The sequence below is a fragment of the Nonomuraea sp. NPDC050643 genome, from assembly GCF_040654715.1.
GTDB lineage: Bacteria > Actinomycetota > Actinomycetes > Streptosporangiales > Streptosporangiaceae > Nonomuraea.
The window spans coordinates 28,988-55,488 of sequence record NZ_JBFAIM010000003.1; the positions used below are offsets into that span (position 1 = coordinate 28,988).

General features: G+C 70.5%; 26 protein-coding genes. 13 read left to right on the top strand and 13 right to left on the bottom strand.

What is annotated here, in order from left to right; genetic code table 11:
• Positions 1–12 precede the first annotated feature (12 nt).
• Positions 13–1,119 (top strand): ABC transporter substrate-binding protein, encoded by a 1,107-nt coding sequence (locus AB0I15_RS04360; RefSeq protein WP_358089941.1) that lies wholly within the window; start codon positions 13–15, stop codon positions 1,117–1,119.
• 3 nt (positions 1,120–1,122) lie between these two features.
• Positions 1,123–2,316, top strand: coding sequence for a kynureninase (kynU, locus tag AB0I15_RS04365; protein ID WP_358089944.1), 1,194 nt, complete (start codon positions 1,123–1,125; stop codon positions 2,314–2,316).
• Positions 2,317–2,332: 16 nt separating this feature from the next.
• Here the strand turns inward: kynU and AB0I15_RS04370 are convergent, their stop codons facing one another.
• Positions 2,333–2,704: an MmcQ/YjbR family DNA-binding protein gene (locus AB0I15_RS04370; RefSeq protein WP_358089947.1), complete on the bottom strand. Its 372-nt coding sequence runs from the start codon at positions 2,702–2,704 to the stop codon at positions 2,333–2,335.
• A 10-nt stretch (positions 2,705–2,714) separates the two neighbouring features.
• The gene (locus tag AB0I15_RS04375; RefSeq protein WP_358089950.1) at positions 2,715–3,767 is read right to left on the bottom strand and encodes a DUF2293 domain-containing protein; all 1,053 of its coding nucleotides are present in this window, start codon (positions 3,765–3,767) and stop codon (positions 2,715–2,717) included.
• A gap of 95 nt (positions 3,768–3,862) precedes the next feature.
• Between AB0I15_RS04375 and AB0I15_RS04380 the strand changes: the two genes are divergently transcribed.
• Positions 3,863–4,666 (top strand): FKBP-type peptidyl-prolyl cis-trans isomerase, encoded by an 804-nt coding sequence (locus AB0I15_RS04380; protein WP_358089953.1) that lies wholly within the window; start codon positions 3,863–3,865, stop codon positions 4,664–4,666.
• 42 nt (positions 4,667–4,708) lie between these two features.
• Here AB0I15_RS04380 and AB0I15_RS04385 read toward each other — a convergent pair whose 3' ends face one another.
• Positions 4,709–5,521 (bottom strand): M23 family metallopeptidase, encoded by an 813-nt coding sequence (locus AB0I15_RS04385; protein ID WP_358089956.1) that lies wholly within the window; start codon positions 5,519–5,521, stop codon positions 4,709–4,711.
• A 208-nt stretch (positions 5,522–5,729) separates the two neighbouring features.
• Here AB0I15_RS04385 and AB0I15_RS04390 point away from each other — a divergent pair, with 208 nt between their 5' ends.
• Positions 5,730–8,423, top strand: a complete 2,694-nt coding sequence (locus tag AB0I15_RS04390; RefSeq protein ID WP_358089959.1) for a BTAD domain-containing putative transcriptional regulator — start codon at positions 5,730–5,732, stop codon at positions 8,421–8,423.
• Between the two features lie 13 nt (positions 8,424–8,436).
• Here the strand turns inward: AB0I15_RS04390 and AB0I15_RS04395 are convergent, their stop codons facing one another.
• Together AB0I15_RS04395 and AB0I15_RS04400 are read right to left on the bottom strand one after the other, a co-directional pair.
• Positions 8,437–8,946: a GNAT family protein gene (locus tag AB0I15_RS04395; protein ID WP_358089962.1), complete on the bottom strand. Its 510-nt coding sequence runs from the start codon at positions 8,944–8,946 to the stop codon at positions 8,437–8,439.
• Positions 8,943–10,289, bottom strand: a complete 1,347-nt coding sequence (locus AB0I15_RS04400; RefSeq protein WP_358089965.1) for an NERD domain-containing protein — start codon at positions 10,287–10,289, stop codon at positions 8,943–8,945. Before AB0I15_RS04400 ends, AB0I15_RS04395 begins: the two co-directional genes overlap by 4 nt.
• Before the next feature lie 61 nt (positions 10,290–10,350).
• On the opposite strand from AB0I15_RS04400, the gene AB0I15_RS04405 reads away from it, so the two are divergent.
• Both AB0I15_RS04405 and AB0I15_RS04410 read left to right on the top strand, forming a co-directional pair.
• Positions 10,351–10,968: a DJ-1/PfpI family protein gene (locus AB0I15_RS04405; protein ID WP_358089968.1), complete on the top strand. Its 618-nt coding sequence runs from the start codon at positions 10,351–10,353 to the stop codon at positions 10,966–10,968.
• Positions 10,965–11,405 (top strand): helix-turn-helix domain-containing protein, encoded by a 441-nt coding sequence (locus AB0I15_RS04410; protein ID WP_358089971.1) that lies wholly within the window; start codon positions 10,965–10,967, stop codon positions 11,403–11,405. Before AB0I15_RS04405 ends, AB0I15_RS04410 begins: the two co-directional genes overlap by 4 nt.
• A gap of 9 nt (positions 11,406–11,414) precedes the next feature.
• On the opposite strand, the gene AB0I15_RS04415 is transcribed toward AB0I15_RS04410, so the two are convergent.
• Positions 11,415–11,900, bottom strand: a complete 486-nt coding sequence (locus AB0I15_RS04415) for a hypothetical protein (protein WP_358089974.1) — start codon at positions 11,898–11,900, stop codon at positions 11,415–11,417.
• A 404-nt stretch (positions 11,901–12,304) separates the two neighbouring features.
• Here AB0I15_RS04415 and AB0I15_RS04420 point away from each other — a divergent pair, with 404 nt between their 5' ends.
• On the top strand, positions 12,305–12,571 hold the full coding sequence (locus tag AB0I15_RS04420; RefSeq protein ID WP_358089977.1) for a hypothetical protein: 267 nt from the start codon (positions 12,305–12,307) through the stop codon (positions 12,569–12,571).
• 285 nt (positions 12,572–12,856) lie between these two features.
• Here AB0I15_RS04420 and AB0I15_RS04425 read toward each other — a convergent pair whose 3' ends face one another.
• Positions 12,857–13,276, bottom strand: coding sequence for a C40 family peptidase (locus tag AB0I15_RS04425; RefSeq protein ID WP_358089980.1), 420 nt, complete (start codon positions 13,274–13,276; stop codon positions 12,857–12,859).
• A gap of 512 nt (positions 13,277–13,788) precedes the next feature.
• Here AB0I15_RS04425 and AB0I15_RS04430 point away from each other — a divergent pair.
• Both AB0I15_RS04430 and AB0I15_RS04435 read left to right on the top strand, forming a co-directional pair.
• Entirely contained in the window at positions 13,789–14,055 is a 267-nt protein-coding gene (locus AB0I15_RS04430; RefSeq protein ID WP_358089983.1) for a hypothetical protein, read from the top strand.
• A 388-nt stretch (positions 14,056–14,443) separates the two neighbouring features.
• On the top strand, positions 14,444–14,791 hold the full coding sequence (locus AB0I15_RS04435; RefSeq protein ID WP_358089987.1) for an STAS domain-containing protein: 348 nt from the start codon (positions 14,444–14,446) through the stop codon (positions 14,789–14,791).
• On the opposite strand, the gene AB0I15_RS04440 is transcribed toward AB0I15_RS04435, so the two are convergent.
• The 6 genes from AB0I15_RS04440 to AB0I15_RS04465 all read right to left on the bottom strand — a co-directional run bounded on the left by AB0I15_RS04440 (position 14,709) and on the right by AB0I15_RS04465 (position 22,514).
• Positions 14,709–16,949, bottom strand: coding sequence for a terpene synthase family protein (locus tag AB0I15_RS04440; protein WP_358089991.1), 2,241 nt, complete (start codon positions 16,947–16,949; stop codon positions 14,709–14,711). The two genes, AB0I15_RS04435 and AB0I15_RS04440, sit on opposite strands and share 83 nt — an antisense overlap.
• A gap of 22 nt (positions 16,950–16,971) precedes the next feature.
• Positions 16,972–18,345: a family 2B encapsulin nanocompartment shell protein gene (locus AB0I15_RS04445; protein WP_358090751.1), complete on the bottom strand. Its 1,374-nt coding sequence runs from the start codon at positions 18,343–18,345 to the stop codon at positions 16,972–16,974.
• 129 nt (positions 18,346–18,474) lie between these two features.
• Positions 18,475–19,890 (bottom strand): family 2B encapsulin nanocompartment shell protein, encoded by a 1,416-nt coding sequence (locus AB0I15_RS04450; protein WP_358089995.1) that lies wholly within the window; start codon positions 19,888–19,890, stop codon positions 18,475–18,477.
• Positions 19,891–19,920: 30 nt separating this feature from the next.
• The gene (locus tag AB0I15_RS04455) at positions 19,921–20,853 is read right to left on the bottom strand and encodes a 4-hydroxy-3-methylbut-2-enyl diphosphate reductase (protein ID WP_358090754.1); all 933 of its coding nucleotides are present in this window, start codon (positions 20,851–20,853) and stop codon (positions 19,921–19,923) included.
• Between the two features lie 20 nt (positions 20,854–20,873).
• Entirely contained in the window at positions 20,874–21,917 is a 1,044-nt protein-coding gene (locus AB0I15_RS04460; protein ID WP_358089998.1) for a polyprenyl synthetase family protein, read from the bottom strand.
• A 324-nt stretch (positions 21,918–22,241) separates the two neighbouring features.
• Entirely contained in the window at positions 22,242–22,514 is a 273-nt protein-coding gene (locus AB0I15_RS04465; protein WP_358090001.1) for a hypothetical protein, read from the bottom strand.
• Positions 22,515–22,582: 68 nt separating this feature from the next.
• Here AB0I15_RS04465 and AB0I15_RS04470 point away from each other — a divergent pair, with 68 nt between their 5' ends.
• The 4 genes from AB0I15_RS04470 (at position 22,583) to folP (ending at position 26,501) form a co-directional block, all read left to right on the top strand.
• On the top strand, positions 22,583–23,764 hold the full coding sequence (locus AB0I15_RS04470) for a zinc-dependent alcohol dehydrogenase (protein WP_358090004.1): 1,182 nt from the start codon (positions 22,583–22,585) through the stop codon (positions 23,762–23,764).
• A 52-nt stretch (positions 23,765–23,816) separates the two neighbouring features.
• Positions 23,817–24,866: an NAD-dependent epimerase/dehydratase family protein gene (locus AB0I15_RS04475; RefSeq protein WP_358090007.1), complete on the top strand. Its 1,050-nt coding sequence runs from the start codon at positions 23,817–23,819 to the stop codon at positions 24,864–24,866.
• A gap of 202 nt (positions 24,867–25,068) precedes the next feature.
• A complete protein-coding gene (locus tag AB0I15_RS04480) occupies positions 25,069–25,545 on the top strand; it encodes an ATP-binding protein (RefSeq protein ID WP_358090010.1) in 477 nt (158 codons plus the stop codon).
• A 56-nt stretch (positions 25,546–25,601) separates the two neighbouring features.
• Complete coding sequence (gene folP / locus AB0I15_RS04485; protein WP_358090013.1) at positions 25,602–26,501, top strand: dihydropteroate synthase; 900 nt, start codon at positions 25,602–25,604, stop codon at positions 26,499–26,501.

Genomic DNA, 26,501 nt, shown 5'->3' on the forward strand with positions numbered 1-26,501 from the left:
GGGAGCTTCCCCATGCGCGTTCCCGTGCTGGGGCTGGTCGTGTTGCTGGCGGCCGGATGCGGCGGGTCGCTGCCGCCGCCCGACGAGGACGACCGTCCGGTCAAAGTCGGCGCGATCATCTCGCAAATGGGCGTGTACGCCATGCTCGGCGACGACATGGAGACCGCCATGCGCCTCTACCTCGACGACCACGGCGGCCGCCTGGGCGGCAGACCCGCCGAGCTGCTCGTGGCCGACGACGGCGGCAGCCCCGAGCTGGGCCAGAAGGAGGCCAGGCGGCTCATCGACGACGAGGCCGTCAACGTGATCACCGGCCTGATCGCCTCGCCCGTCGCCGTCGCGGTGGTCCAGGAGGCCGGCCGCACGCCCGTGGTGATCGCCAACGCGGGCGCCGACGAGCTGGGCGGCCCGAACGTCTTCCGCGTCTCCTACACCAACCACGACCACGGCGAGGCGGCCGGCCGGTACGCCGCCGAGCGGTACCGCGGGCAGAACGTCGTCCTCATGGCCTCCGACTACTCGGCGGGCACCGAGACGCTCCAGGGTTTCGCGGACGGCTACGGGGCCGGGCCGCTCAAGCGGATCCTGACGCCGTACGGGAGGGTCACGGACCTGGAGCCGTACTTCGAGCGGATCCCGCCGGAGGCCGAGCTGCTGTTCGCGTTCTACGCCGGCGGCGAGGCGACCGCGTTCGCCAGGGCGTTCAAGCGGCTCGGCTACGACACCAAGATCAAGCTGCTGGCCTGCATGAACCTGACGGACGAGGACGTGCTGCGGGCCACCAGGGCCGACGCCGAGGGCATCACGAGCGTCGGCATGTACTCGCCCGCCCTGGACAACCCGGACAACGCCGCCTTCGTCGCGAGATGGCGGTCCAGGACCGGTCGCAACCCGTCGGCGGTGGCGGTGCAGAGCTGGGACGCCATGCGCCTCATCGACGAGGCCGTGGGCCGGGGCGGTGATCTCGTCCGCCGGCTGGGCGAGCTGGGGGAGCTGGGCGGGCCGCGCGGCAGGTTCCGGCTGGACGCGAGCCACAACCCGGTGCAGAACTGGTACGTCCGGGAGTATCACAATGGGGTGAATGGGGTAATTGCCACCATCCCCCCACAAAAGGAGTGAGCCTTGGACCGCGACCGCTGCCTGGCCCTGGATGCCGATGATCCGCTGCGGGCGTACAAGGACGAGTTCGTCCTGCCCGAGGGGGTCGTCTACCTCGTCGGCAACTCGCTCGGCGCGCTGCCGCGGCGTACCGCCGAGCGGGTCAGGCGCACGGTCGAGGACGAGTGGGGCAGGCAACTCGTCGGCGGCTGGAACCACGCCGGCTGGTACGACCAGCCGCTCAGCACGGGCGACCGGCTGGCCCCGCTGATCGGCGCCGGCCCCGGGCAGGTCGTGGTCGGCAACACCACCTCGATCGCGGTCTTCCAGGCGGTGACGGCGGCCCTGCGGCTGCGGCCCGAGCGCAAGGTGATCGTCTCCGACCTGCGCAACTTCCCCACCGACCACTACATGGTGCAGGGCCTGGCCGGGCTGCTCGGCGGCTACGAGCTGCGCGACCTCGCCGAGCGGCGCTTCGACGACGCGGCCGTGGTGCTGCTGTCGGAGGTCGACTACCGCACCGGCGCCCGCCACGACGTGCCCGCGGTCACCGCCGAAGTCCAGGCCGCCGGGGCGCTCATCGTGTGGGACGTGTGCCACAGCGTCGGCGCCATGGAGGTGGACGTCTCCCAGGCCGACTTCGCGGTCGGCTGCACCTACAAGTACCTGAACGCCGGCCCGGGCGCGCCCGCCTTCCTCTACGTCAACCCGCGCCACCAGGCCGCCGCCGAGAACGTCCTGTCCGGCTGGCACGGCCACGCCGAGCCCTTCGCGTTCGAGCCCGGCTTCCGCCCGGCCGAGGGCGTCAGGCGGTTCGCGGTGAGCACCCCGCACGTGCTGTCGTTCGCGGCCCTGGAGGCGGCGCTCGACGTGTGGGAACGGGTGCCGATGGCCCAGGTGCGGGCCAAGAGCATGGCCCTGACCTCGCTCTTCGTCGACCTGGTCGGCGACGCGCTGGAGCTCGCCTCACCCGCCGACCCGGCCAGGCGCGGCAGCCAGGTGAGCCTGCGCCACCCCGACGGCTATCCGATCATGCGCGCGCTCATCGACCGGGGCGTGCACGGCGACTTCCGCGCGCCCGACATCCTCAGGTTCGGCTTCGCGCCCCTCTACATCGGCTACGCCGACGTCCACGACGCCGCGACGACGCTGCTCGAGGTGCTGGACAAGGAGCTCTGGCGGGAGGAGAGGTACGCCACCCGCCTCGCCGTAACCTGAGCCGTCACCTGAGCCGTCACCTGAGGTCGAGTTCCTTGACCGCCCGCTTGGGGGCGATCAGCCGGAAGCTCTCCTCGACCCAGTCGACCAGCACGTCGGTCTCCGGCAGCTCCGACAGGAACGGCACGGTCACCCAGCCCGCCTTGCCCAGGCCGTAGCCGCTGGGGGCCGCGCCCTCGACGGTCAGGGCGTGGCCGTGCGCCTCCGAGTGCAGCTTCACGCCGAACGTCGGATCCCACTTCTCGGTCTGCTCGTCGAGCCCGAGGAACAGGAAGATCTTCTTGTTGACCTTGATGACCGTCTCGCCCCAAGGGTGATCCTCGTGCGCCTCGGGCAGGCCGAGCGCGAACGCGCGGAGCCCTTCCCTCACGTCTTGCCAGTCGCTCATGTTTTCGAGATTAGCGTGGCCGGCGGAACTCCTCGAGCTTGTGCTCGATGCGGTCCCTGATCCGCTCGCGGGCCTCCATCCTGGGCACCCCCGACATCAGCAGGCCGTCGTAGTCGGTGTCGAGGTGCCGGATCGAGGCGATCACGGCCAGGGTGATCGCGTTCTCGTCGAGCGCCCTGGCCGCGGCGGACCGGCCGACCCGGCCGCTGCCGCGCTGGCCGGCGTGCTCGGCGATCTCCCGCGCCCGCTCCTGCGGGCAGCCGGGGAACAGCCGGGCGATCTCGGCCGCCATCCTGGCCTGGAAGTCCACGTCCTGGTCGGCCCTGCGGATCCGGTCACGCTCGCGGCGGCGCAGGCGCACCTCCTCGTCGGCCAGGCAGCGCTCCTCGGCCGCGGCCCGCGCGGAGTCCTCCACCAGCAGGCCCTGACGCTGGTAGACCTTGCGCCGCCGGTTGTACTGCACGACGACCGCCGACAGGCCGCTCTCCTGCTTGGCGCGGCGGCTGAGCGCCGCGTTCCCCGCCGGCAGGAACACCAGGTGGTCCATGTCCGCGCAGGTCAGGCAGTGCGGCCGCGTATCCTCCATGATCAGGTAGGGGCCGGTGTCGCCGCAGGACGCGCACGTCCAGGGCTCCAACTGGGCCACCGCCACCAGGTCGGGCGCCTTGCTCTGCGCCTCGGTGAGCCGCCGCACCCTGGCCTCGCTGAGGTCGGGGGAGAGCCAGTGCACCCGGAAGGGCTCCTGCCCGTGCTTCGCGGTGAAGCGCAGCTCGCGGCGGTCGCGGGTGCCGGCGACGTAGGGGGTGTCCACCGGCCTGAGCCCCTTGGTACGGGCCCAGTCGCGCAGGAGCGCGGCCGTGTCGAGCAGGCGGTCCTCGTCGACGGCCGCCAGCTCGGCCAGCGTGGCCACCCGGCCCTGCCGCCAGGTGTCCACGTGCCTGGAGTGCAACCAGCGCAGCCCCGTCACCACGTCGATGAACGTCACGTATTTCCGGTTGCTCAGCGCGATCTCGGCCGCTTCCGCGACCCTCCGTGCGAGGTTGGGCTTGCTCACGGCCACCATCCTCCCGCGCCTTTGTCGTGAGATGGCGAGACCCGAAGCATTCCTTGCCCGACTTGCGGCAAGTAACTCCTTCGGATCTGGCCCTGGAGGAAATCGTGCGTCTGTTCTGGCCTGCCCTTCTCATGCTCGCCACCTCGTGCGGCGTGGCCGAGGACGGCACACAGCCCGTCGTCACGGGGAGGTTCGGCACCAAGCCGATCGTCGCCATACCCAAGGGGCAGCCGGGGCGCACGCCGCGGATCACGGTGCTGTCGGTGGGGAGCGGGCGGCGTACGGTCCCCGGTGACGTGGTGCTCGCGGACGTGGACATCCGGCGCTGGTCCGGCAACCGGCCCTTCATGAGCACCCATGACGGCAACCAGCCCACGACGGTCGTGTTCGACGGCAGGCAGGTGGCGGAGACCTGGCGGCAGTCGCTCATCGGACGGCCGGCGGGCAGCCGGGTCATGCTGATCAGCCCGGCCGCCGAGGCCGCGGGGCCGAACGTGCCGCTGACCGGGGTCCCGCCCGCGGACACGCTGGTGCTCGTCTTCGACATCCTGGGCGGCTACCCGCCCGACGCCCGGCTCGTCGGGCGTACGCTGCCGGTGATCCCCGCCGACCTCACCCCGTCCGCGCGGCCCCGCACGGTCATCGACGGGTCGGGCAGGGAGGTCGTGGCGGGGGCGAAGGTGGTCATCCAGTACGTGGCCGCGTCCTGGCCGGACCGGGCCGTCGTGGACTCGTCGTACCGGAGGGGTGGGCCCAGCGCGTTCACGCTGCGGCCCGGGTCGGTGCCGGCGGCCTGGCTGGACGCGCTCGTCGGGCAGCGGGTCGGCAGCCGCGTGGCCGTTCCGTCGCCGGGGGAGCGGCCGATGATCTACCTCATCGACATCCTCGACACGATCACGCACGCGTGAGCCGGACGGCGCCCTCGCCGCCCGGCCCTCGTGGTCACGTTCTCAGTCGCAGTGCTCCAGCGGGCTGTCGTAGGTGGCGGTGCCCGCCTTGCCGCCCCATCGCACGCAGGTCCCGGCCGCCGAGGCGATCACCGGTCCCGCGTAGTAGCCGAAGTTGCCCGAGTCGGTCTTCCGCGCAGTGCCCTGGACCTCCAGATAGGCGCTGGTCGGCGTGGCGGTGCCGAGGGACTTCGCCTTGATCGTGGCGACGCAGTTGTTGCCGTTGCCGCTGTTGTAGAGCAGGTAGACGGTGCCCTCGGTGCCGAGCGCGGCCGAGTCGATCACGTCGTAGCCCGAGCCGCAGACCTCCTGCGGGGTGTACGGGTTGCCGCCGCCCCCGCAGTTCCGCGAGCTCAGCGTCTGTACCGGGTAGCCGAAGGTGACGCCGTTGAAGACGGCCTTCTGGATGTTGGAGGGGTAGCTGGTGCCCAGCCGTACCTCGTAGTGCAGGTGCGGGCTGATGTTGTTGCCCGGCGCGCTGGTGTTGCCGACCGTGCCGATCTGCTGGCCCTGCGAGACCGACTGCCCCTCGCTGACCGACCGGGTGTTCAGATGGGCGTAGTACGTGGACCAGCCGCCCCCGTGGTCGATCTTGACCAGGTTGCCGTAGCGGTTCACCGAGCCCTGGTGCTTGGAGATCGCCACGGTGCCGGCCGCGGCGGCCACCACGGTGTCACCGAGGTCGGCGTCCGCGGTGCTGCCCCGGTTGAAGTCGATCTCCCACGACTGGTGCGCGCTGCTGCCGCTGGAGTTGCCCGTCCAGCTCTGGCCGCAGGGGAAGGGGAGCTGGAAGTTCGTGGCGAGTACCTGGGCCATCTCCGATTCCGGTACCGGGTCGGCCGCGGCGGCTGAGGCCGTTCCGATACTGAGTAACAATGCGAGGCCCGCGACCATTGCTCCGCTGAGCTTCATGGGGTGATCCTTTCCCGTGGGATCTCTGAGACCAGAGTCCGCACAGACCGCACAAGAATCGTCCAGAACCAGTACAAAGAGCTGTCAGGCCTCTATAGAGGAGCTGATGCGGATGATGACCACCTACTCCGTGCTCGGACCGCTCGAGGTCCGGTCCGATGGGCGTCCCGTCCGGATCTCCGGCAGGAAGCCGCGACTGCTGCTGGCCACGCTGTTGCTCGACGCGGGCCGGGTGGTCGGCGCGGACCGGCTCGTCGAGGTGCTCTGGCCGCACCGCCCGCCCCGCTCCGCCCAGGCCAACCTGCGCACGTACGTCAGCTCGCTCCGCTCCGACCTGGGCTCCGGGCAGTTGCGGGGCGACGGCTCCGGCTACGCGATCGACGTGGCCCCGGGCACGCTCGACCTGCTGGTGTTCGAGAACCTGGTCGATCGGGGCGAATACGCCGGAGCCCTCGCGCTCTGGCGCGGCGCGCCGCTGTCCGACCTGCCCGGCAGCCCGCTCTGGGACCGCCGGCTCGAAGCCCTGCACCGGTTACGCCTGCGTGCCGCCGAAGCCCTGATCGAGCGGCGGATCGAGCGCGGCGACCACGACGGGGCCATCGCCGAGCTGCGCGGGCTGCTGGCCGAGCACCCCTACCGGGAGGACCTGTGGGGCCGCCTGGTGCTGACCCTGCACAAGGGCGGCAGGAAGGCCGAGGCCCTGCGCGCCTACGCCGCCGTACGCGACCAGCTCGTGGACGAGCTCGGCGTCGAGCCCGGGGCGGAGCTGCGCGGCGCGTACGAGGTGATCCTGGCGGACACGGTGTCACCCGTCGCGCCCCGCCAGCTCCCGCCCGACCTGCCCGACTTCACCGGCCGGGCCGGCGCCATGACCGAGCTGGCCCGGCCGTTCTCCGTCGCGGTGATCTCCGGGCCGCCGGGGGCCGGCAAGTCGGCGCTGGCCGTGCACGCGGCCCACGCCCTGCGCGGGTCCTATCCCGCCGGGCAGCTCTATCTGGAGCTCGGCGGCAGGGAGCCGGACGGCCTGCTGGCCGAGGCGCTCCGGGCGTTCGGCATCGAGTCCCCGCCCCCGTCCGTGCCCGAGCGCTCGGCGTTGCTGCGGTCGCTGCTGGCCGAGCGGCCCATGCTGATGCTGCTCGACGACGCCCGCGACGCGGGCCAGGTGCGGCCGCTGCTCCCCGGAAACGGCAGCGCGGTGATCGTCACGAGCAGGCGCAGGATCACCGAACTGCCCGGCGCGGTGCTGGTCCAGCTCGGCGAGCTGACGCCGCAGGAGGCGCTCTCGCTGCTCGGCCGGGTCGCGGGAGAGGACAGGGTGGCCCGCGAGCACGCGGACGCGCTGGCCATCGTGACCGCCTGCGGGCTGCTGCCACTGGCCGTCAGGAACGCGGGCACCCGCCTGTCCGCGCGGCCGGGGTGGTCGCTGTCGGTGCTGCGGCAGCGGCTGGACGACGACTGGCTGGGCGAGCTGAAGGAGGTGCGGGCGAGCCTCGACCACGGGTACACCGGGCTGCCGCGCGAGGCCGCCCGCCTGCTGAGCACGCTGGGCCTGCTCGGCCTGCCGGCCCAGCCGGGGTGGGTGGTGGACGCGGCGCTCGGCCGGCACGGCGCGCACGAGGTCACCGACCTGCTGGTGGACGTCAACCTCCTCGACGTGGTGGGCACCGACCCGGTGGGGCAGCCGCGTTACCGGGTGCCGGGCCTCATCGCCCGCCACGCGCTCGAACGCGGCCCGTCCCTGCTCCCGGCGGACGGGGCCGGGCTCGACGCCGTGGGGCGCGTGCTGGCCGCGTGGACGGCGACCACAGAGCACGCCATGGCGCGGCTGCCGACCACCGTGTTCAGCCTCACGGCGGCCAGGGCACCCCGCTGGCGGCTGCCCGAGCCCACGCTCGAACGACTGACCTTCGACCCGGTCACGTGGTTCGAGGCCGAGCACGAGACGCTGGCCGGGGCGGTGGAGGTGGCGGCCGGGCTCGGGCTGGCCGAGTCCGCGTGGGGGCTGGCCGCCGCGATGGTGCCGTACCTGGATCTGCACTGCCATCTCGGTACGTGGCGGCGTACGCACACCGTCGCCCTGGCCGCCGCCCGCGCCACCGGCGACAGGTACGGCGAGGCCGCCATGCTCAGGGGCCTGGCCCAGGTCAGCCTCTACCAGGACCGGTACGAGGAGGCGGAGATGGGCTTCACCCGCTCCCGCCAGATATTTCACGACCTGGGGGACAGAAGAGCCGAGGCCACCTCCATCTGCGGCCTCGGCGCGGTCAACCAGTTCCGCGGCCGGTACGCCCGCTCGCTCGCCCACTTCCGGCAGGCCCTGACCATCTTCCTGGCCGCCGGTGACCGGCACGGGGAGGCGTTCGCCCGGCAGGCCATCGGCCGGGTGTGCCTGAAGTCCGGCGACCTGGCGCAGGCGTCGGAGTCGCTCGGCCTGGCCATGCGGCTGGCCCAGGAGCTCGGCGACGCCCACCGGGAGGGCTGCGTGTGCCTCCAGATGGGCCACCTGCACCAGGCGATGTCGTTCCACCGGCACGCGCTGGAGATCTTCGAGTCTCTGGGGGACCGGCACTGCGGGGCGTACGCACTGCAGAGCCTGGCCGGGCTGCAGGCGGCGCGCGGCGACCTGGCGCGGGCCTCGACCGGGCTCGAACGCTCGCTGGAGATCTTCAAGGAACTGGGCGACCGCAGCGGGGAGGCCTCGGCCACCCAGCTCCTGGGCGAGGTGCACCGCTCGGCCGGGCGTACGGGGCTGGCGCTCGACTACCTCAGGCACGCCAGCGCCCTGCGCCGCAGCCTGCCCGCCTAGGTCTTCGGAGTGATCAGGCCAGGTCGGAGCGGATCATGCTGTAGAGCACGCCGTCGTGCCACTGCCCGGCGCGGAACCCGCCGCCCCGCAGCACGCCCTCGCGGGTGAAGCCCGCCTTCTCCAACGCCCGCTGCTCGGCCACGTTCGTGATCTCGGTGGACGCCTCGATCCTGTTGGCCAGTGAGTGGTCGAACAGGTAGTGCGCGATCAGCCGCTGGGCGCGCGTGCCGTGACCCCGGCCGCGGTGCTCGGGGGCCACGATCAGGCCCATCGACCAGTAGAAGCTGGCCCGGTTGGCGACCTGCCTGCCCCACTGCACGAAACCGACCTCGTCGTCGCCGTCGGCGATGATCAGGATGCCGCCTTCGTCGTCGAGCATGCCGTTGGTGTTCCAGCGCTCGCGCAGCAGGTGGGGGTTCCGGAAGCCGTACCACTGAAACTCGCCCGTGCTGTCGGGGTCGCTCATGAGCCGGTTGAGGAAGGGCAGGTCGTCTTCGTGCACGGGACGCAGTCGTGTCGTCATGGACGGGACACTATGCGGCGTACGAGCCGTTTGAGGCGCGACTCCTGAGGCGGCGGGTTCTCCAGCTCCCGCAGCGCATCGGCGGCGGAGGGCCGCTTGGCCGGGGCGTGGTCGAGCATCCGGCGCACCACCTCGGGCACGTCGGGGCCGTGGGCGTCGGCGCTCGTCGGAAGGTGGCCGGTGAGGAGCTGGTAGGCGATGGCGCCGGCGGCGTAGACGTCGGAGGCGGTCGTCATCTGGTCGGGCCGCTCCTGGCACTCCGGCGCCACGTAGTGGGCGTCGAGCACGTTGCCCAGCTCGTGGGCCACCGTGTAGTTGCGCGGCCCCGGCTTGGCGTAGTCGAACCCGGTCAGCACCGCGTGCCCGTCGTCGGTGACCAGCACGGAGGCCGGGGTGAGCGCCCGGTGGACCACGCCGTTGGCGTGCGCGTGCGCCAGCCCGCGCAGGAGGTCCTGGATCACGATCAGCCGCGCGCCCTTGCCCAGCGACAGGTGCAGCGCCTCGCCGTGCACGTCGTCGAGGACCAGCACGAACCGGCTCTCGTCGTCGATGGCGAAGAAGTCGCGCGAGCGCACCACGCACGGGTGCGGCGGGATCCTGGCCAGCGTCTGGTAGGCGTTGGCGATGCGCTGCCGCTCGGCCGCCCGCGCCTCGTGGTCGGCCAGCGGATCGGCCTGGTAGACCCGCAGCAGCACGGTCTCGCTGCCGGGCAGCGTGGCGTTGAACGCGCGATATTCGGTGATCTTGGCGTCGCCGCCGAGCTGCTCCTCGACCTCCCAGTTGCCGAACCTGGGCGGCGCGGTGCTGCGCCGCACGGTCTGGTTGAGCGCGTCGAGGATCGCCGTCAGGTAGGGCTTGGCGTCGGGGCTGCACCCGCGCCTGACTCGCGTGACGTCGCTCAGCGTGGCGAGCAGGCCGGGCAGGTCGGTGACGTTGACCGCGTCGCGCCCGGCCGGATCGATCAGCTCGGCGTCGGGCGAGGTGAGCACGACCAGGCTGTCGACGTAGACCCGTTCGAGCTGGGTGGACCTGGACACCAGCAGGCCCTTGACCGCCTTGGCGGTGCCCCGCAGCTTGGCCACGGGCGAGCCGAACGCCTCTCTGCGCGGCGGGAACCAGCGCGTGCCGGAGACCTCGATGCGTCCTCTCGTGCCCTTGACGTCGACGACCACGAGCGAGTGCCCGGTCAGCACCAGCAGGTCGACCTCGAAGACGTCGTGACCGCGCGGGACCTCGACGTTGTGCAGCAGCAGCCAGTCGGCGGGCGCGTGGTCGCGCAGATACGCGATCACGCGCCGCTCGGCGTCGTTGACCGGACGTCCTCCGCCGACGATCTCTGCCATGGGGCCTATCCTCGCACGGGAATCGATTGACAACATGCTGTCGAAATGACAAGATACTGTCATGAAGGGAATCGTTCACCACGCCGTTTACGACACGCTCGCCGACTGGGAGACCGGTCATGCCACCGCGCACCTGCGCAACGGGAGCTACCAGCGCGAACCCGGCGGCTACGAGGTCGTCACCGTGGGCCTCACCGCCGATCCGATCCTCACCATGGGGGGCCTGCGGATCACCCCTGACATCACGCTCGCCGAGCTCTCGCCGGCCGGCAGCGCGCTGCTGATCCTGCCCGGCGCCGAGCTGTGGGACGGGGGCGACGCCCTGGCGCCGTTCGCGCGCAAGGCCCGCGAGTTCCTGGAGGCGGGCGTGCCGGTGGGGGCCATCTGCGGGGCCACGGCGGGCCTGGCCCGCGAGGGGCTGCTGGACGACCGCGACCACACCAGCGCCGTGGTGCACTATCTGCAGGCGCAGGAGGGCTACAAGGGCGCCGGCCGCTACCTCGACAAGGACGCCGTGCTCGGTGGTGACCTCGTCACGGCCGGGCCGACGGAGCCGGTGGCGTTCGCCAGGGAGATCTTCCGGCGGCTCGACATCTACACGCCCGAGGTGCTGGACGCGTGGTTCCGGCTGTTCAGCAAGAGCGACCCCACGGCCTTCGAGGTGTTGATGGCCGCATGAGCGAGAGCGGCGACCTGCTGTCCGGGCTGGCGTTGGGGGCCTTCCGGCTCAACGGGCAGTTCCTCCAGGTCGCGGAGGGGCTGGCCCGGCCGGCGGGGATGACGGCCGCGTGGTGGCAGGTGCTCGGCGCCGTGCTGCGCGAGCCGCTGCCCGTCGCCGGGATCGCCCGGGTCATGGGGATGACCAGGCAGGGCGTGCAGCGGATCGCCGACCTGCTGGTGGAGCGGGGGCTGGCCGAATACCAGCCCAACCCCGCGCACCGCCGGGCCAAGCTCGTCCAGCCGACGGCGGCCGGCCGGGAGGCCATCGCCAAGATCGTCCCGGCCCACCAGGCGTTCGCCGACCGCCTCGTCGGCGAGTTGGGCGTCGAGGGCGCACGACAGTGCCTGGAGGCGCTCCAGCGCCTGTCCACCGCCCTCGACCACTTCGAGAAGTAGCGGCGTTCGCTATCCGGCGGCTCTCCCACCCCGCCGGATGGCGCCGCGCGGTTTGAACACCGACAGCGCCGTCGCCGTCATCAGCATGACGATCTGCGCGCTCAGCGCGGCCACCTGTCCCCACTGCCGGGTGGCGCCGGCGGCCCGGCCGCCTTCGGTCACGGCGGCCATTCCCTCGGGATCGAACAGGAACATGCCCGCGCAGATCACGGCCACCAGCAGGACCAGCTTGGCCGTCACCCAGTAATGGCGGAACAACCTCCAATGGCTGGTCAGGCCCAGTGTGATGCCGGTGAGCAAAGCGGTGAGACTGAGCGGAATCCCGCCCGCGAACACCAGCAACGGCATCAAGCGATAGGCGGCGTGCGCCAGTTCCAGATCCTTTGTCAGCGCCGCCGCCGTATTCAGCACGACGAGTCCCCACACCTCCCCGAGCAGCGCGACCGACGCGATGACGTGGATGACCAGGACCGTCTTACGGATACGCGGCCGCATCGCGAGCCACCTCCTTTCCCGAACCCGGCGGCCATCCTCGCCGCTTTCCCGGCCCGGGACGTCAGCCTGTGGAGGGCTTCCCGAGTACGCCGGCGGGCGTACCGGCGATTCTCAAGTTTCGGGTGATCCTTGCCTATACGGCGGTGAACGATTCCGCCGCCGTTCTCGCGGCCAGCCAAAATAAATCTCGCTCGTCAGTTTGCCGGGGCAATGAATATGTCGTTCACCGTCCAGGACCGTGAAAATCGATCGCCAAGAAATCGAGGTTCCGCCTTGACCTCCGTGTGGGTTTTTCGAGTTGCGGATTTCGCTGCCTGCCGCGATTGTTATTGGCGGCACCTCACAGCCCTGCACAAACGACTATGGCGCCGGGATTCCGCGCCGATCCATGGAGGAAAGCAAACATGATCCGTCGCATTCTGGCCGGTGCAGCAATCGCGGCCGCGGCCCTCGGCTTCTCGGCCACCGGAGCCGCGGCCAGCGTCGGCCCCAACCCGCACAACAGCGGGCAGAGCATCCTGAGCCAGCTGAGCATCCTCGACGACCTGACCGCCCTGAACGACGTCCTCAACGACTCGGTCAAGTACATCGACATCATCACGCTGCTGCACCTGAACGACATCGACGCCGACGTCCTCAACAACGAGCAGGACACGGGCGACAACAACTGACGGCTCCTCGCGTGGCGTAGGCAGGAAGCCGATCGGCGACTCCCGGACAATGCCGGGGGCCCGCCCGGCCAAGGTCGTCTTCCTGGTGCCTTGAGGTGAACCGAACAGTACGGGCCGTGGACATTCGCGAGGTCACGGCACGGGCCCGGTGCGCACCGGGCTCTCACGTGCCGCGCGGCCCAGGTCGATCACTGCAGGACGACCTGGGCCGCGCGGCCGTGCTTTCCCGCTTCCACGTGCTTTCCCGGTTTCACGTGCCCTTCCGGTTTCGGCGGCCGGCGTCTTTCAGCGGTCGACGTCGTCCGAAGGGTCCTCCGGCGGGTCGACGTTGCTCGCGCTCTCGCTCGGCCGGACCACCCCCATGAAGGTCCCCCTGTCCAGCGGATCCAGCCGGACGAACTGCCCGGTGTACGGCGCGTGCACCATCCGCGTCGCGTCCACGGCCACGGCGACGTGCTCGGGCCCGGCCCGGCCCGTGTCGTTGTCGTAGAACACCAGGTCCCCGGGCTCCACCTCCTCCTTGGCCAGGCGGACCCCCGACCGCCACTGCTCGTACGTGGTCGTCCCGATGAGCACCCCCGCCCGCGCCCACGCGTACTCGGTGAGGCCGGAGCAGTCGAACCCCTTGACCTTCGCCCCCTTCCCGATCCCGTATCCGGGCCCGCGCACCCCGCCGCCGCCCCACGAGTACGGGACGCCGATCATTTCCAGCGCCGCCCGGACCGCGATGGCGCCGGCCCCCGAACGATTCGACTTGGCGAATGTGTGCCGGCAGAAATCCGTGATGCAGCCATTGTCGGCCAGTGCCGGTCCGACGTTTTGCGGAACATACGGAATCGCGATGGCCAGCACTATTAGCAGCAGCGACCGTCGTGCGTCCATGGCATATTCAGCGCTCCCCACCATCTTTCGCGCCGCGCCTCTCAGCGGCACCCTCCCGCTAACATTCCTCCTTCCCTATGCCGATAAAACGCCCTTTGGTCATGCGGGATGCGCGTATGGCCATAAGATGAAAAATTGCCGTCATGCCGCCCGGGGCAAAATGGTGCTACTCGGACATTTCCGGACTAGTCGTGATCACCGGCCAAGGAATTGGGGCGCGTATTTGACTTCGCCTTAGCTCGGTCAAGTTGCGGCGCGCCTGCGGGTCGCGAGATTGTTATTGCTGGAATCTCGCCGCCCTCTGCGAGCGATTGACGACAAAGGAGAAGTAGAAAATGATGCGTCGCATTCTTGCCGGTGCAGCGATCGCGGGCTTCCTGCTCGGCTTCTCGGCCACGAGCGCGTCGGCCGACGTCGGCCCCAACGCGTTCAACAAGGACAAGCAGATCCTCAGCCAGCTCAGCATCCTCGACGACCTGACCGTCCTGAACGACGTCCTCAACGACTCGGTCAAGTACATCGACGTCATCTCGGCGCTGCACCTCCAGGACATCAACCTGGACATCCTCAACAACGAGAAGAACACGGGCGACAACAACTGAGCCGCCTGGGCGGCGGCGGCTCCTGCGTACGCCCGTACGCCTGACATGAGGGCGCTCCGGTACCCACGACCCCTTCTCGTGGCGGCACCTTGCCGGGGCGTCCCTCAGGTCGCGTACAGGGCGGGCGCGAGCTCCCGAACCCGCCTCGAACCGTCCGGCCAGGCCGGCGACCGTCATGCCCGCAGCCGGCGCGGGTATGGCCGGCCTGTTCGGAAAGCGTTGCCCGTCATAATCTGCCCGAAATTGGGTCATTTTCCGGTGAAAAATGCAGAGTGATAATTCCCTCGTGTAGCCTGGATTTCGGGTCAAATCGCCAGCAGCCATGGCGGTCATTTCCGCAGGTGGCAGTCCGGCACACAACCCCCGGTGCGCGTTGGGGGTGAGGAGCGTGAGGGTCCAGGAACGGCTGCTCTACCAGGACGAGCAGCTCAGGATCACGGTGCGGGCGACGCCAGAGGCGCCGGCCGTCACACTGACCGGCGAGATCGACGCCACCAACAGCTCCGCGCTGGCCACCGCCCTGGCGAGTTGCCGCCAGGGCGCCCACATCGTCGTCGACACCGGCGAGCTGACGTTCATCGACGTCTCAGGGCTGCGCGTGCTGGTCATGCCCATGGTGCCGCCGTCGGAGCGGTGGATCCGGCTGCACAACGTCACGCCGTACCAGCGGCGGTTGCTGCGCATGATGGGCTGGTACTACCTGCCCAGGACCCACCACGTACCCCAGGGGGCCTGATGGCCGCGGCCGAGGTGCCCAGCCCCGTCGGACCGGCCAGCCGCCACGGCGGCGGCTCATGGTGGCGGCGCAGCGACACCTCGTCATAACGGTGGCAGTGGCGGTGCCAGTGGAGGATGCCGGCCAGCCAGTTGTGCAGCTCGGTCACGAACCCGTCCAGATCCCGCCGCGCGTCGGCGCCGAGGCCGAAGTCGTCGCAGATGATCGGCAGCTCGTGCGCGACGATGTGCTCGAACTGCTGGACCCGCGAGGTCAGCAGGTCGTTGACGATCTTCAGTGCCACCGGATGGTCGCAGTCGAAGAAGTTCTGCACCACCAGGACGCAGTTGTGCACCTCACCCTGGAACTCGATCTCCTTCTTGTAGGAGTAGATGTCGTTGACCAGGCAGCCGGCGTCCATCATCGCGTTCGTCAGCGCCACCATCGGGCCGCTCTCGTAGACCTCGTCCGGGATCCCCTTGGAGTGCCGCAGCCGGCACAGGTTCATCGTCAGGTGGGAGCCGAAGGTGTGCCGGCGCATCTCCATGTAGTCCACGGGATCGGGGACGCGGCGGGCGATCTCGTTCGCCAGCTCCCACAGCCAGCTCACGCACATGACCTCGACCGACTCACGCAGCGTGCGGCGGTCCGCGAGCGGCATCGGCCCGGCCGTACGCGCCCAGATGTCGGCCAGCCCGCGCTCCAGCGGGTTCGTGGGCGGCGGCGCGGCGGAGCCGTCGAGCGGCATGAACATCGAGAACCGGTCGACCATCACCTTGGCCGCCGACAGGTTGCGCGTCCGGCCGAAGACGACGGGGAAGTAGTCGTCCCCGTACGTCCCCCAGGCCAGCCAGAACGACGCCAGGTCCAGCTCCTCGGGGGTGGCGTCGGGGTGCAGGCCGGCCGCGCAGAGCGGCAGGTCGATGTCGATCAGCTTCCGCTCGTCCCAGACCGCCGAGCCGACCACCCCGTTCTGCGGCTCCAGCATCCCCATCTCCCCGCACCAGAGCACGGTGTTGCGCCGGGAGGCGTCGAGGTGCGGTGACAGCTTGAGCTCGAACGGCACGTACAGGTCGGGGATCAGCGAGGGCCCCACCGGCTGGTACGGCACGTGCGTGAAGTTGCGTACCCGCTTGGCCCCCAGCAGGTCGACGATCGACGACATGCCCAGCGGCCGGTCCGTCGCCGCGTTCTTGTTCATGTACCGGCTGGAGCGCATGTGCCACTCGTGCCCGCCCGACTGCCAGTCCTGCAGCCCCTTGACGTAGGCCAGCACGCCGGCCGCCGACAGCGGGTCGATGGCGTGCTCCACGAACAGGGGCCCCAGCTCCGTGAACACCGTGTGCTCGAACTGCTGCAACCGCGAGGTCAGCAGGTCGTTGACGGCGTCGGCCGCCTCCTGCGTGGTGCAGCCCAGGAACTTCTCCAGCACGAGCACGCCGTTGCTCAGCTCGCCCTCGTCCCCGACCTCCCGCTCGTAGGAGAACAGGTCGTTGCGCAGGTGCACGGCGTCGGAGAAGGAGTCGCTGAGCACCCGCATCGGCCGCGACGCGGCGATCCGGTCCGGCACCTCGGCCGCCACGGCGTGCTCGACCAGCCCCGCCGACCAGGGCGCGCCGCCGACCTTGCGCCGCATCTCGATGTACTCCACCGGGTTGGACACCCGGCCCTCGTTGATGTTGGCCAGCTCCCAGATCGACTCGTTGAGCAGGTTGCGGGTGCTCTCCGCGAACCGCGCCCGCCAGGCCAGGGACATGCTCGGCACCGTACGGGGCCACAGGTCGGCCAGCCCCGCCTCGACCGGGTTGGTCGGCTCGGGCACGGTCAGATCAGCGCCCATCGGCATGAAGAGGGCCAACCGGGCGAGGTATTCCTTGCCGCCCGCCAGGTCGCCGGTGCGCTTGAAGACCTCCAGGAAATGGTCGTCGAAGAAGAAGACCCAGATGTACCAGTCGGTGATCAGCCCGAGCTCGTCGCCGTCGCAGTCGGGATGGGTGTAGGCGCACATGAGCGGGTAGTCGTGGGCGTCGAGGTCGGCCTCCTCCCAGACGCCCGACCCTTCGAGCATGCCCATGTCGCGAGCCCACTGTTTGGAGTGCCCGCGAGCCTGCTCAAGGTGCTGGTTGAGCCGCGCCGGGTACGGCATGTAGAAGTCCGGCAGTTGGAACGGCTGGGTCATGCTCACTCCTTCACATGGGGCATCAGCGGGTCACCTCGGCGTTCTCCAGCACCCCGAGCGCGTCCGGCACCAGCAACGCGACCGAGTGGTAGGCGCTGACCAGGTAGGACGCGACGGCTCTGGAGTCGATGCCGGTGAACTTCACGCTGAGCCCCGGCTCGCGCTCGTCGGGGACGCCGCTCTGGTAGAGGCCGACGACGCCGTGGTCCTTCTCGCCCGTCCGCATGACGAGGATCGAGCTGGTGCCCTGCCTGCTGATGGGGATCTTGTCGCAGGGCAGGATGGGCACGCCGCGCCACGCGGTCAGCCTGGCGCCCTCGATCTCGACGCTGTCGGGGTAGACGCCCCGGGCGTTGCACTCCCGGTGGAAGGCGGCGATGGCCTTCGGGTGGGCGACGAAACAGCGGGACTTCTTCCTGCGGCACAGCAGCTCGTCGAGGTCTTCGGGACTCGGCGGGCCCGTGCGGGGGTGGATCCGCTGCTTCGCGTCCACCTGGTGCAGGAGCCCGAAGTCGCGGTTGTTGACCAGCTCGTGCTCCTGCGACTCGCGTACGGCGTGGATGGTCAGTTTGAGTTGCTCCTCCATCTGGTCCATCGGCCGGCTGTACAGGTCCGCCACCCGGGTGTGGACGCGGAGCACGGTCTGCGACACGCTCAGCTCGTACTCGCGCGGCCCCGGGTCGTAGTCGGCGAACGTGCCCGGCAGCGTGGGCTCGCCACGGTGGCCGGCGGCCGTGCCGATCGCCGCCTCGCCCCACTTGTTCTGCGGCGCGGCCAGGCGGGCGCGATGGCGGCCGAGCTGGGCGCGCAGCGCCGGCGACCGGTCGGCCACCGCGTGGAACTCCGTCCACGGCAGGGCCAGCACCGTGCAGTCGGTGCCGGCCTCCAGCGTGAAGCCCCACGTCCGGCCCTGGTCGGCCCCGGCATGGTCGCCGTCCGCCAGTGTGCCGAGGACGACGGGGTCGCCGTACGCGCCCTCCTGGAGCCTGGTCGCCCTGCCGTGGGCGATGAGCAGCAGCTCGTCGGCCGGCCGGCCCGCTCGGGCGATCGTGTCGCCGCGATCGAACTCCCGCTGCTCGAACAGCCCGGCGAGGGTGTCGAGCACGCGCGCGTCCTCGAGCCCGTGCAGGAGCGGCAGCTCGGTGAGGGTCGGCGGGATGACCCGTACACGAGCGCCGGTGTTGGAGAAACTCACCCGGCCACCGCCGACCGCGTACGTCAGCCGCCGGTTCACCCGGTAGACGCCGCCCGCGACGTCCACCCACGGCAGCACCCGCAGCAGCCAGCGGGAGGAGATCTCCCGCATCTGCGGCGCCGTCTTGGTCGTCGTCGCGAGATTGCGCGCCGCCGAGGTGTCGAGGCTCAGCCGCGCGTCCCGCTGGTCGGACTCGGTCAACTTGACCACCACCAATCCCGTTGCACCTGACAGACCCTGCTTGTCCCGTCGCCCACGTGCTCGCCTCCCAAAGGTGCGCCCCCGCCGGAGTGCGGCGGGAGCGGTCGTGGCGACGTGCGGGGAACGCGGTTAGCCGTTCCTGCCGAGCTCGATGTCCTCCAGCACGCCGAGCGCGTCGGGCACCAGGACGGCGGCCGAGTAGTAGGCGCTGACCAGGTAGGAGATGACGGCCTTCTCGTTGATGTTCATGAACCGCACGGACAGGCTGGGCTGGTACTCGTCGGGGATGCCGGTCTGGTGCAGCCCGATGACGCCCTGGTTCTCCTGGCCGGTGCGCATGAGCATGATCGAGGTCGTGCGCTGCCCGGTGACCGGGATCTTGTTGCACGGGAAGATCGGCACGCCCCGCCAGGCCGGCACCCGGTGCCCGTTGACCTCGCTGGACTGCGGGTAGATGCCGCGCTTGCTGCACTCCCTGCCGAACGCGGCGATGGCCTGCGGGTGGGCCAGGAAGAACGCCGGCTCCTTCCACACCGTGGCCAGCAGGTCGTCGAGGTCGTCGGGGGTGGGCGGGCCGGAGCGGGTGCGGATGCGCTGGCCGAAGTCGGCGTTGTGCAGCAGGCCGAACTCCTTGTTGTTGACCAGCTCGTCCTCCTGGCGCTCGCGCAGGGCCTCGATCGTGAGGCGGAGCTGCTGGTCGAGCTGGCTCATCGGCTGGTTGTACAGGTCGGAGACCCGGCTGTGCACGCGCAGGACCGTCTGGGCGACGCTCAGTTCGTACTCGCGGGGGCTCTGCTCGTAGTCCACGAACGTGCCGGGCAGCACGGCCTCGCCGACGTGACCGGAGGACATGTCGATCGCGGCCTCACCGTAGGCGTTCTGGGCGCGGTCACCGCTGGTGCGCCAGCGCTCGATGTGCTCGCGCAGATGGGGCGCGCGCTCGGTGATCTGGTCGAAGTCCTGGCGGGAGAGCGTGAGCACGGTGGTGGGCGTCTTGGCGTGGGCGCTGAAGCCGAACTCGCCGCCGTCGGTCAGGGTCTGCTCGCCCAGATGGTCGCCGTCGGCCAGCACACCGAGGTTCTGCTCGTCGCCGTACGCGCCGCTGGCGATCTTGGCCACGCGGCCGTGGGCGATGAGCACGAGCTGGTCGGCGGGGCGACCCTCAGAGACGATCTTCTCGCCCTGCTCGATCTCGCGCTGCTGGAAACGGTCGGCCAGCGCTTCGAGCACGTCCATGTCGGCGAAGCCGCGCAACATGGGCAACTCGGTGAGCTCGGCCGGGATGACCCGGACGTCGGAGCCCGTCGTGCTGAAGGTGATGCGGCCGTCGCCCAGCGTGTACGTCAGCCGCCGGTTGACCCGGAAAACGCCTCCGGCGCACTGCACCCACGGGAGCAGCCGCAGCAACCACCGCGAGGTGATCTCCTGCATCTGCGGCGGCGTCTTGGTCGTGGTCGAGAGTTGTCTGGCGGCATCCGTGCTGAGGCTGAGCTGCCCGTTGCCATTGCCGTTCTCAGGGGCGGTCGAGTGCGTCGTTTCGGTCATCGTGCTGCACCACCAATCTCGGTATGGGGTCTAGCGGGGGTCGCGGGAGGATCGGAGTTCTGGCGGAAGCGAGAACGTGAGGGTCTCCTCGGTCAAGGTCACCGACTCGACGTCGGCGTAGCCACGGGCGGCGAGCCAGTCGAGTAATTCACCGACCAGCCCTTCCGGTACGGAGGCGCCGGAGCTGACCCCGACGGTCTCCACACCGCTCAGCCACCCCTCATCGGCATCGGCGGCCCGGTCGACCAGGTAGGCCGCGTCCGCGCCCGCGTTGAGCGCGACCTCCACCAGTCGCTGGGAGTTGGAGGAGTTGGCCGAGCCCACGACGATGACCAGCTCGCACCGCGGGGCGATCCGGGTGACCGCCTCCTGGCGGTTCTGGCTGGCGTAGCAGATGTCGTCGCTGGGCGGGTCGACCAGCCCGGGGAAGCGTTCGCGCAGGTCGGCGACGGCCCGCATGGTCTCGTCGACGGCCAGCGTGGTCTGTGACAGCCAGGTCACCCGTCCGGAGCCGCCGGTCGTCGCCTCCTGCGGCCTGGCCGGGTCGACGACCTGGATGCGGTCGGGGGCCTCGCCGAGCGTGCCCTCGACCTCCTCGTGCTCGGCGTGGCCGATGAGCACGATCTCGTAGCCGGCCTCGGCCATCCGCGCGGCCTCTTTGTGGACCTTCGTGACCAGCGGGCAGGTGGCGTCGATCGTCCGCAGCCCGCGCAGCCCGGCCTCCTCCTTGACCGCAGGTGAGACGCCGTGGGCGGAGAAGACGACCAGCGAGCCGTCGGGGACCTCGTCGAGCTCCTCGACGAAGACCGCGCCGCGCCTGGTGAGGTCGTCGACCACGAACGTGTTGTGAACGATCTGTTTGCGCACGTAGACCGGTGGACCGAAGCGTTTCAGCGCCTCCTCCACGGTGATGATCGCGCGTTCGACGCCCGCGCAGTAGCCGCGCGGCGCCGCGAGAAGTATCCGACCCATGAGGAATCCCTCTACTTGGTGCGGTGGGCGAGCCGATCGGCCAGGAGGGTGAGCGCGTTCGCGGCCTCCGGTTTGATCTGCGCCGCGGCCAGTGCCGCCACGGACTCGCGCACGCGTTCTTCGATCATTTCCTCGACCCTGCCCAGCGCGCCCGTCTCGGTCATGATCTGCCGCAGCTCCGCGGCGCGCTCCTCGGTCAGCTCGGGGTTGCCGTGCCAGGTCCTGAGGTGGTCGAGCTGGGCGCGCGAGGCCTGCTGCACGGCGTGCGCGAACAGCACCGTGTGCTTGCCCTCCCGCAGGTCGTCGAGCGCCGACTTGCCGGTCTCCGACGACGAGCCGAAGGTGCCGAGCACGTCGTCGCGCAACTGGAAGGCCTCGCCCAGCGGCAGCCCGAAGCGCGAGTAGGACTCCAGCAACTCGGAGGAGGCCCCGGCCAGCGCGCCGCCGATCTGCAGCGGCCGTTCGACGGTGTATTTGGCCGTCTTGAAGCGGATCATCATCAGCGCCTCCGGCACGCTCGCCCCCGAGCGGAGCTGGGCGAGGATGTCGAGGTACTGGCCGCTGATGACCTCGGTGCGCATGGCGTCGAACAGGTGGTGCGCGGCGCGCAGCCGCGCCGGTTCCACCCCGCACGACGACAGCAGGGCGTCGGACCAGGCCAGGCTGAGCGAGCCGAGCAGGATGCCGCCCGCTTGCCCGAACGCCTCCGCGCCCGGCCCCTCGTGCAGCCCCGCGAGGTTCTTGTGCACGGTGGTCCGGCCACGACGCAGCTCGCTGCCGTCCATGATGTCGTCGTGGATGAGCAGCCCCGCGTGGCACAGCTCCAGGGCCGCGGCCGCGCTGATGATCTCCTCGGAGTCGTCACCGCCGGCGCCGCGCCAGCCCCAGTAGCAGAGCTGCGGCCTGATGCGCTTGCCGCCGCCGAGGATGAAGTCGGTCAGCAGGCCGTAGGCCGCTTCGACGCCGGGGTCGGAAACGGGGGCCCGCCAGGACTCCAGGAAGAGAGCCAGACGCTGGTCGATGCGTGATCCAAGGTAGTGCTGAGTGAAGCTCACCGGCATTCGCGCGGCTCCTTCGGGGAGTCGGTCACTACCAATAGTTATTCATTGAATACGGAGCGTGTAAAGTCTCTTGGGTATCTCCAGGCTTCTTTTGCCACAGCAGCCCCATCGCCCGGGGGTGTCATGAAGGACTCGGCACCGGGTCGCTGACGCGGGGCACGGTCAAGCCGGCGGGCGGCCTTGGGAGGCGGGTGGCCTTGGGAGATCGTCGCCCGCCCGTCATGCGGGCGCGGGCGTGGGGCGCGCGGCGGCGCGCTGGGTCACCGGGGCCGGTCGGCGGGCCCCGGTGCGAGGAGTGGTCGTGTCAGAAGACCCCGGTCACGGGGTGATGCCGGAGCGCCCCTGGCCGGGCAGTTGCTCCGGGCCGAGCTCGAACGTCATGCCGCGGCTGCTCGCCATGCTGGTCACCGGCCGCCGCGTCATCTCGCCGACCCGGTGCGCGACCTCCTGGAAGTGGCGCTGGAGCGCGGGGTCCTCGACGGCGGACAGGCGTACCGACCCCTTCTCGATCAGCTCCTTGGCGAGCCACTCGGACATGCTGCGGTGGAATCGGATCGCCTCGTCGGGGGTGAGGGGGGTGCGCTCGACCATGGACTCTCCAGTTTGATGCGCTATGTGGGGGTATGCGCCTTTTGTGCTCTGCTAGTGAGGAGACCAGCATGAAGGCAGTCACCTGGCACGGCAAGCGTGACGTACGGGTCGAGGAGGTCGCCGATCCGGCCATCAAGGAGCCCAACGACGCCGTCATCCGGGTGACGAGCACCGGGATCTGCGGTTCCGACCTGCACCTGTACGAGGTCCTGGGGCCGTTCATGGCCGAGGGCGACATCCTCGGGCACGAGGCCATGGGGGTCGTCGAGGAGGTCGGGTCCGCGATCGGCAACCTCAAGCCCGGCGACCGCGTGGTCATCCCGTTCAACATCGCGTGCGGCCACTGCCACATGTGCGGGATGGAGCTGTACGCGCAGTGCGAGACGACCCAGGTACGCGAGCAGGGCATGGGCGCCGCCCTGTTCGGCTACACCAAGCTCTACGGCCGCGTCCCCGGCGGTCAGGCCGAGTACCTGCGGGTGCCCGAGGCGCAGTTCGGCCCGATCAAGGTGCCGGACGGCCCGCCGGACGAGCGCTTCGTGTACCTGTCCGACGTGCTCCCGACCGCGTGGCAGGCCGTGCAGTACGCCCACGTCCCCGACGGCGGCAGCGTCACCGTCTTCGGGCTCGGCCCCATCGGCCAGATGAGCGCCCGCATCGCCCACCACCTCGGCCACCGGGTGATCGGCGTGGACGGCGTCCACGCCCGCCTGGAGATGGCCCGCCGCCACGGCATCGAGGTCATCGACGCGAGCGAGATCTCCGACGTGCCGGAGGAGATCCGCCACCGTACGGCGGGGCGCGGCACCGACTCGGTCATCGACGCGGTCGGCATGGAGGCCCACGGCTCGCCCGCCGCCAAGATCGCCCAGACGCTCACCGGACTGCTGCCCGGAGCGGTGGCCGCGCCGCTGATGACCAACGCGGGCATCGACCGCCTGGCGGCGCTCAGCCAGGCCATCGACTCCGTCCGCCGCGGCGGCGTCATCTCGGTCGTCGGCGTCTACGGCGGCATGACCGACCCGCTGCCCATGCTGCGCATGTTCGACCGGGGCATCACGTTGCGCATGGGCCAGGCCCACGTCAAGCGCTGGATCAGCGCGCTCATGCCGCTGGTCGGCGACGACTGCGATCCGCTCGGGGTCATGGACCTGACCACCCATCGCGTGCCGCTCGAGCAGGCGCCCATGGCGTACGAGATGTTCCAGAAGAAGGCCGACGGGGCGGTGAAGATCCTGCTGAAGCCGTAATATGCCAGGTCACAGGGGTTTCGCGGCCTGGGAGGCGGGCAGCGGTGCAGCCATGAGAGTCGTTGTGGTGGGAGCTACCGGGAACGTCGGCACCAGCGTGGTGCGCGCGCTGGCCGCGGACGACGACGTGACCTCGATCGTGGGGGTCGCCCGCCGCCTGCCCGGCTGGCGGATCGACCGCACCGACTGGCGACAGGCCGACGTCGCGACCGCCGACCTGGTCCGGATCTTCGACGGGGCCGACGCGGTCGTGCACCTCGCGTGGCTGTTCCAGCCGACCAGGGATCCGGTGATCACCTGGCGGGCGAACGTGCTGGGCAGCATGCGGGTGTTCCGCGCGGCGGCGGAGGCCGGTGTGTCCGCGCTGGTCCACGCCTCGTCCGTGGGGGCCTACTCGCCGGGGCCCAAGGACCGGGCGGTGGACGAGAGCTGGCCCACCCACGGCTGGCCGGGGGCCGCGTACGGGCGGGAGAAGGCGTACGTGGAGCGGGTGCTCGACGTCTTCGAGCACGACCACCCGGGCATCAGGGTGGTGCGCATGCGGCCGGGCTTCATCTTCCAGCGGGCGGCCGCGACCGAGCAGCGCAGGCTGTTCGGGGGGCCGTTCGTGCCACGGCGGCTGATCAAGGCCGGGCGGGTGCCGTTCGTGCCGGACATCCCCGGGCTGCGGCTGCAGGTGCTGCACGCCGACGACGCGGCGGAGGCGTACCGGCTGGCCGTCACCAGGCCCGTCAAGGGGCCGTTCAACATCGCCGCGGAGCCCGTGCTCGACGCGCAGGACCTGGCCAAGCTGCTCGACGCCCGGATCGTGCCGGTCTCGCGGCGGATGGCCAGGGCGGCCATGGCCGCGGGCTGGCACCTGCGCCTCGTCCCCGCCTCGCCGGGGCTGCTGGAACTGGCGCTGCGCGTCCCCGTCATGAAGATCGACAGGGCCAGGGACGTGCTCGGCTGGACGCCGCGGCACTCGTCCTGGGAGGCCATGCGGGAGCTGTTCGACGGGCTGCACGACGGCGCCGGCATGGACACCCCGCCGCTGGCCCCGGACGGAGGGCCCATCGACCGGGTGCGAGAACTCGCCACCGGCATGGGAGGCCGCCAGTAATTCGGTGACCGCGTGTAATTCCCCTTCGCCGGGGAAGAGGGACAACACGTGTGGTCCAGAAGCGCGGCCTACGTGTCACCGAGACACGGAGGGGCGCATGGACCACCGGGACGGGGCCGTTTCCCAGGGGGCCCTTCACTCACACCTCTCTCGTGAATGCGCGATGCCCATGTACTCTGCGCGCCGGCTGGAGGACGCTGCCATGCGCACGCTACTGACCCAGCCCTTCAGCCTCATCGACGTCACGAAGCTGCGTCGTGCGGTCGCCGAACATGCCGAGAACTCCGGACTGCACGGGCCCAGGCTGGACGACTTCGTCCTGGCCGTGCACGAAAGCGTCGTCAACGCCGTCGAACACGCCGGCGGGCACGGGCACTTCCGCCTGTGGACGGTCGACGGTGTCATCCGCTCCGAGACGAGCGACCACGGCTCGGGCATCCCCGACGCCTACGTCAACGGGGGCAACCGGCCGTCCGACCAGTCCTACACGGGCCGGGGGATCTACCTGATCCGGCGGTTGTGCGACGCGGCCGACTTCCACACCGGGCCCGGCGGCACCACCGTCCGGCTCACCATGCGCTTACCCACCGGCCCCGATCACGGCGGCACCCGCGGCGCCATGCGGCGCATCAGGGTGACGGCCTCCGGCGGACATCCGTTCGGCCGTTTCACCGCCTGAATCCCCGGCGGTTCCCGCGCTGTCTGACCTGGCCGGGTCGCAGGTAGGCTCGGACCGTGAGCGGCGCGCGGCTTTCCTCCGGAATCATCTCTCCCGTCCGGCGCATCGGGCGGCGGGAGTTCGATTTCGACCGCCAGATCGCCGTCATGGCCATCGTCAACAGGACCCCCAACTCCTTCCACGACCAGGGCCGCACCTACGAGCTCGACCACGCGGTCGCCGCCGCGACGAAGGCCGTGGACGAAGGGGCCGACTGGGTGGACATCGGCGGGTTCGCCTTCAGCGCCGCCCAGACACGGATCGGCGTGGCGGAGGAGATCGACCGGGTGGCCCCGGTCATCGCCCACGTGAGAGCCGCGACCGACGCCGTGATCTCCGTCGACACCCACCGGCCCGAGGTGGCCGCGGCGGCCATCGAGGCGGGGGCCGACGTCATCAACGACACCAACGGCCTGCGCGAGCCCGGCATGGCCGAGGTCGCGGCCCGGACGGGCGCGGTGGTGATCGTCACACACAGCCTCGGCGGGCCCGGCAAGCGGGTCTTCCGGCCGAGCTACGACGACGTGGTGTCCGAGGTGGCGGACTATCTGCGCGAGCGGGTGTCCTTCGCGCTGGAGGGTGGCATCGCGGCCGACAAGATCATCATTGACCCCGGGCACGACCTGAACAAGAACACCTTCCACTCACTCGAGCTGACGCGCCGGCTCGAGGAGATCACCGCGATCGGATATCCGACGCTGGTGGCGCTGTCCAACAAGGACTTCATCGGGGAGACCCTCGACCGGCCCCAGGGGGAGCGGAAAGAGGGCACGATCGCCGCCAACGTGGTCTCCATCCTCAAAGGCGCCCGCATCCTGCGTGTGCACGACGTGGCCGCGACGGTCGCGTCCGTACGCATGACCGAGGCCGTGCTGGGCTGGCGCGGCCCGGTGGCCCCCAGTCACAACCTGGCGTGA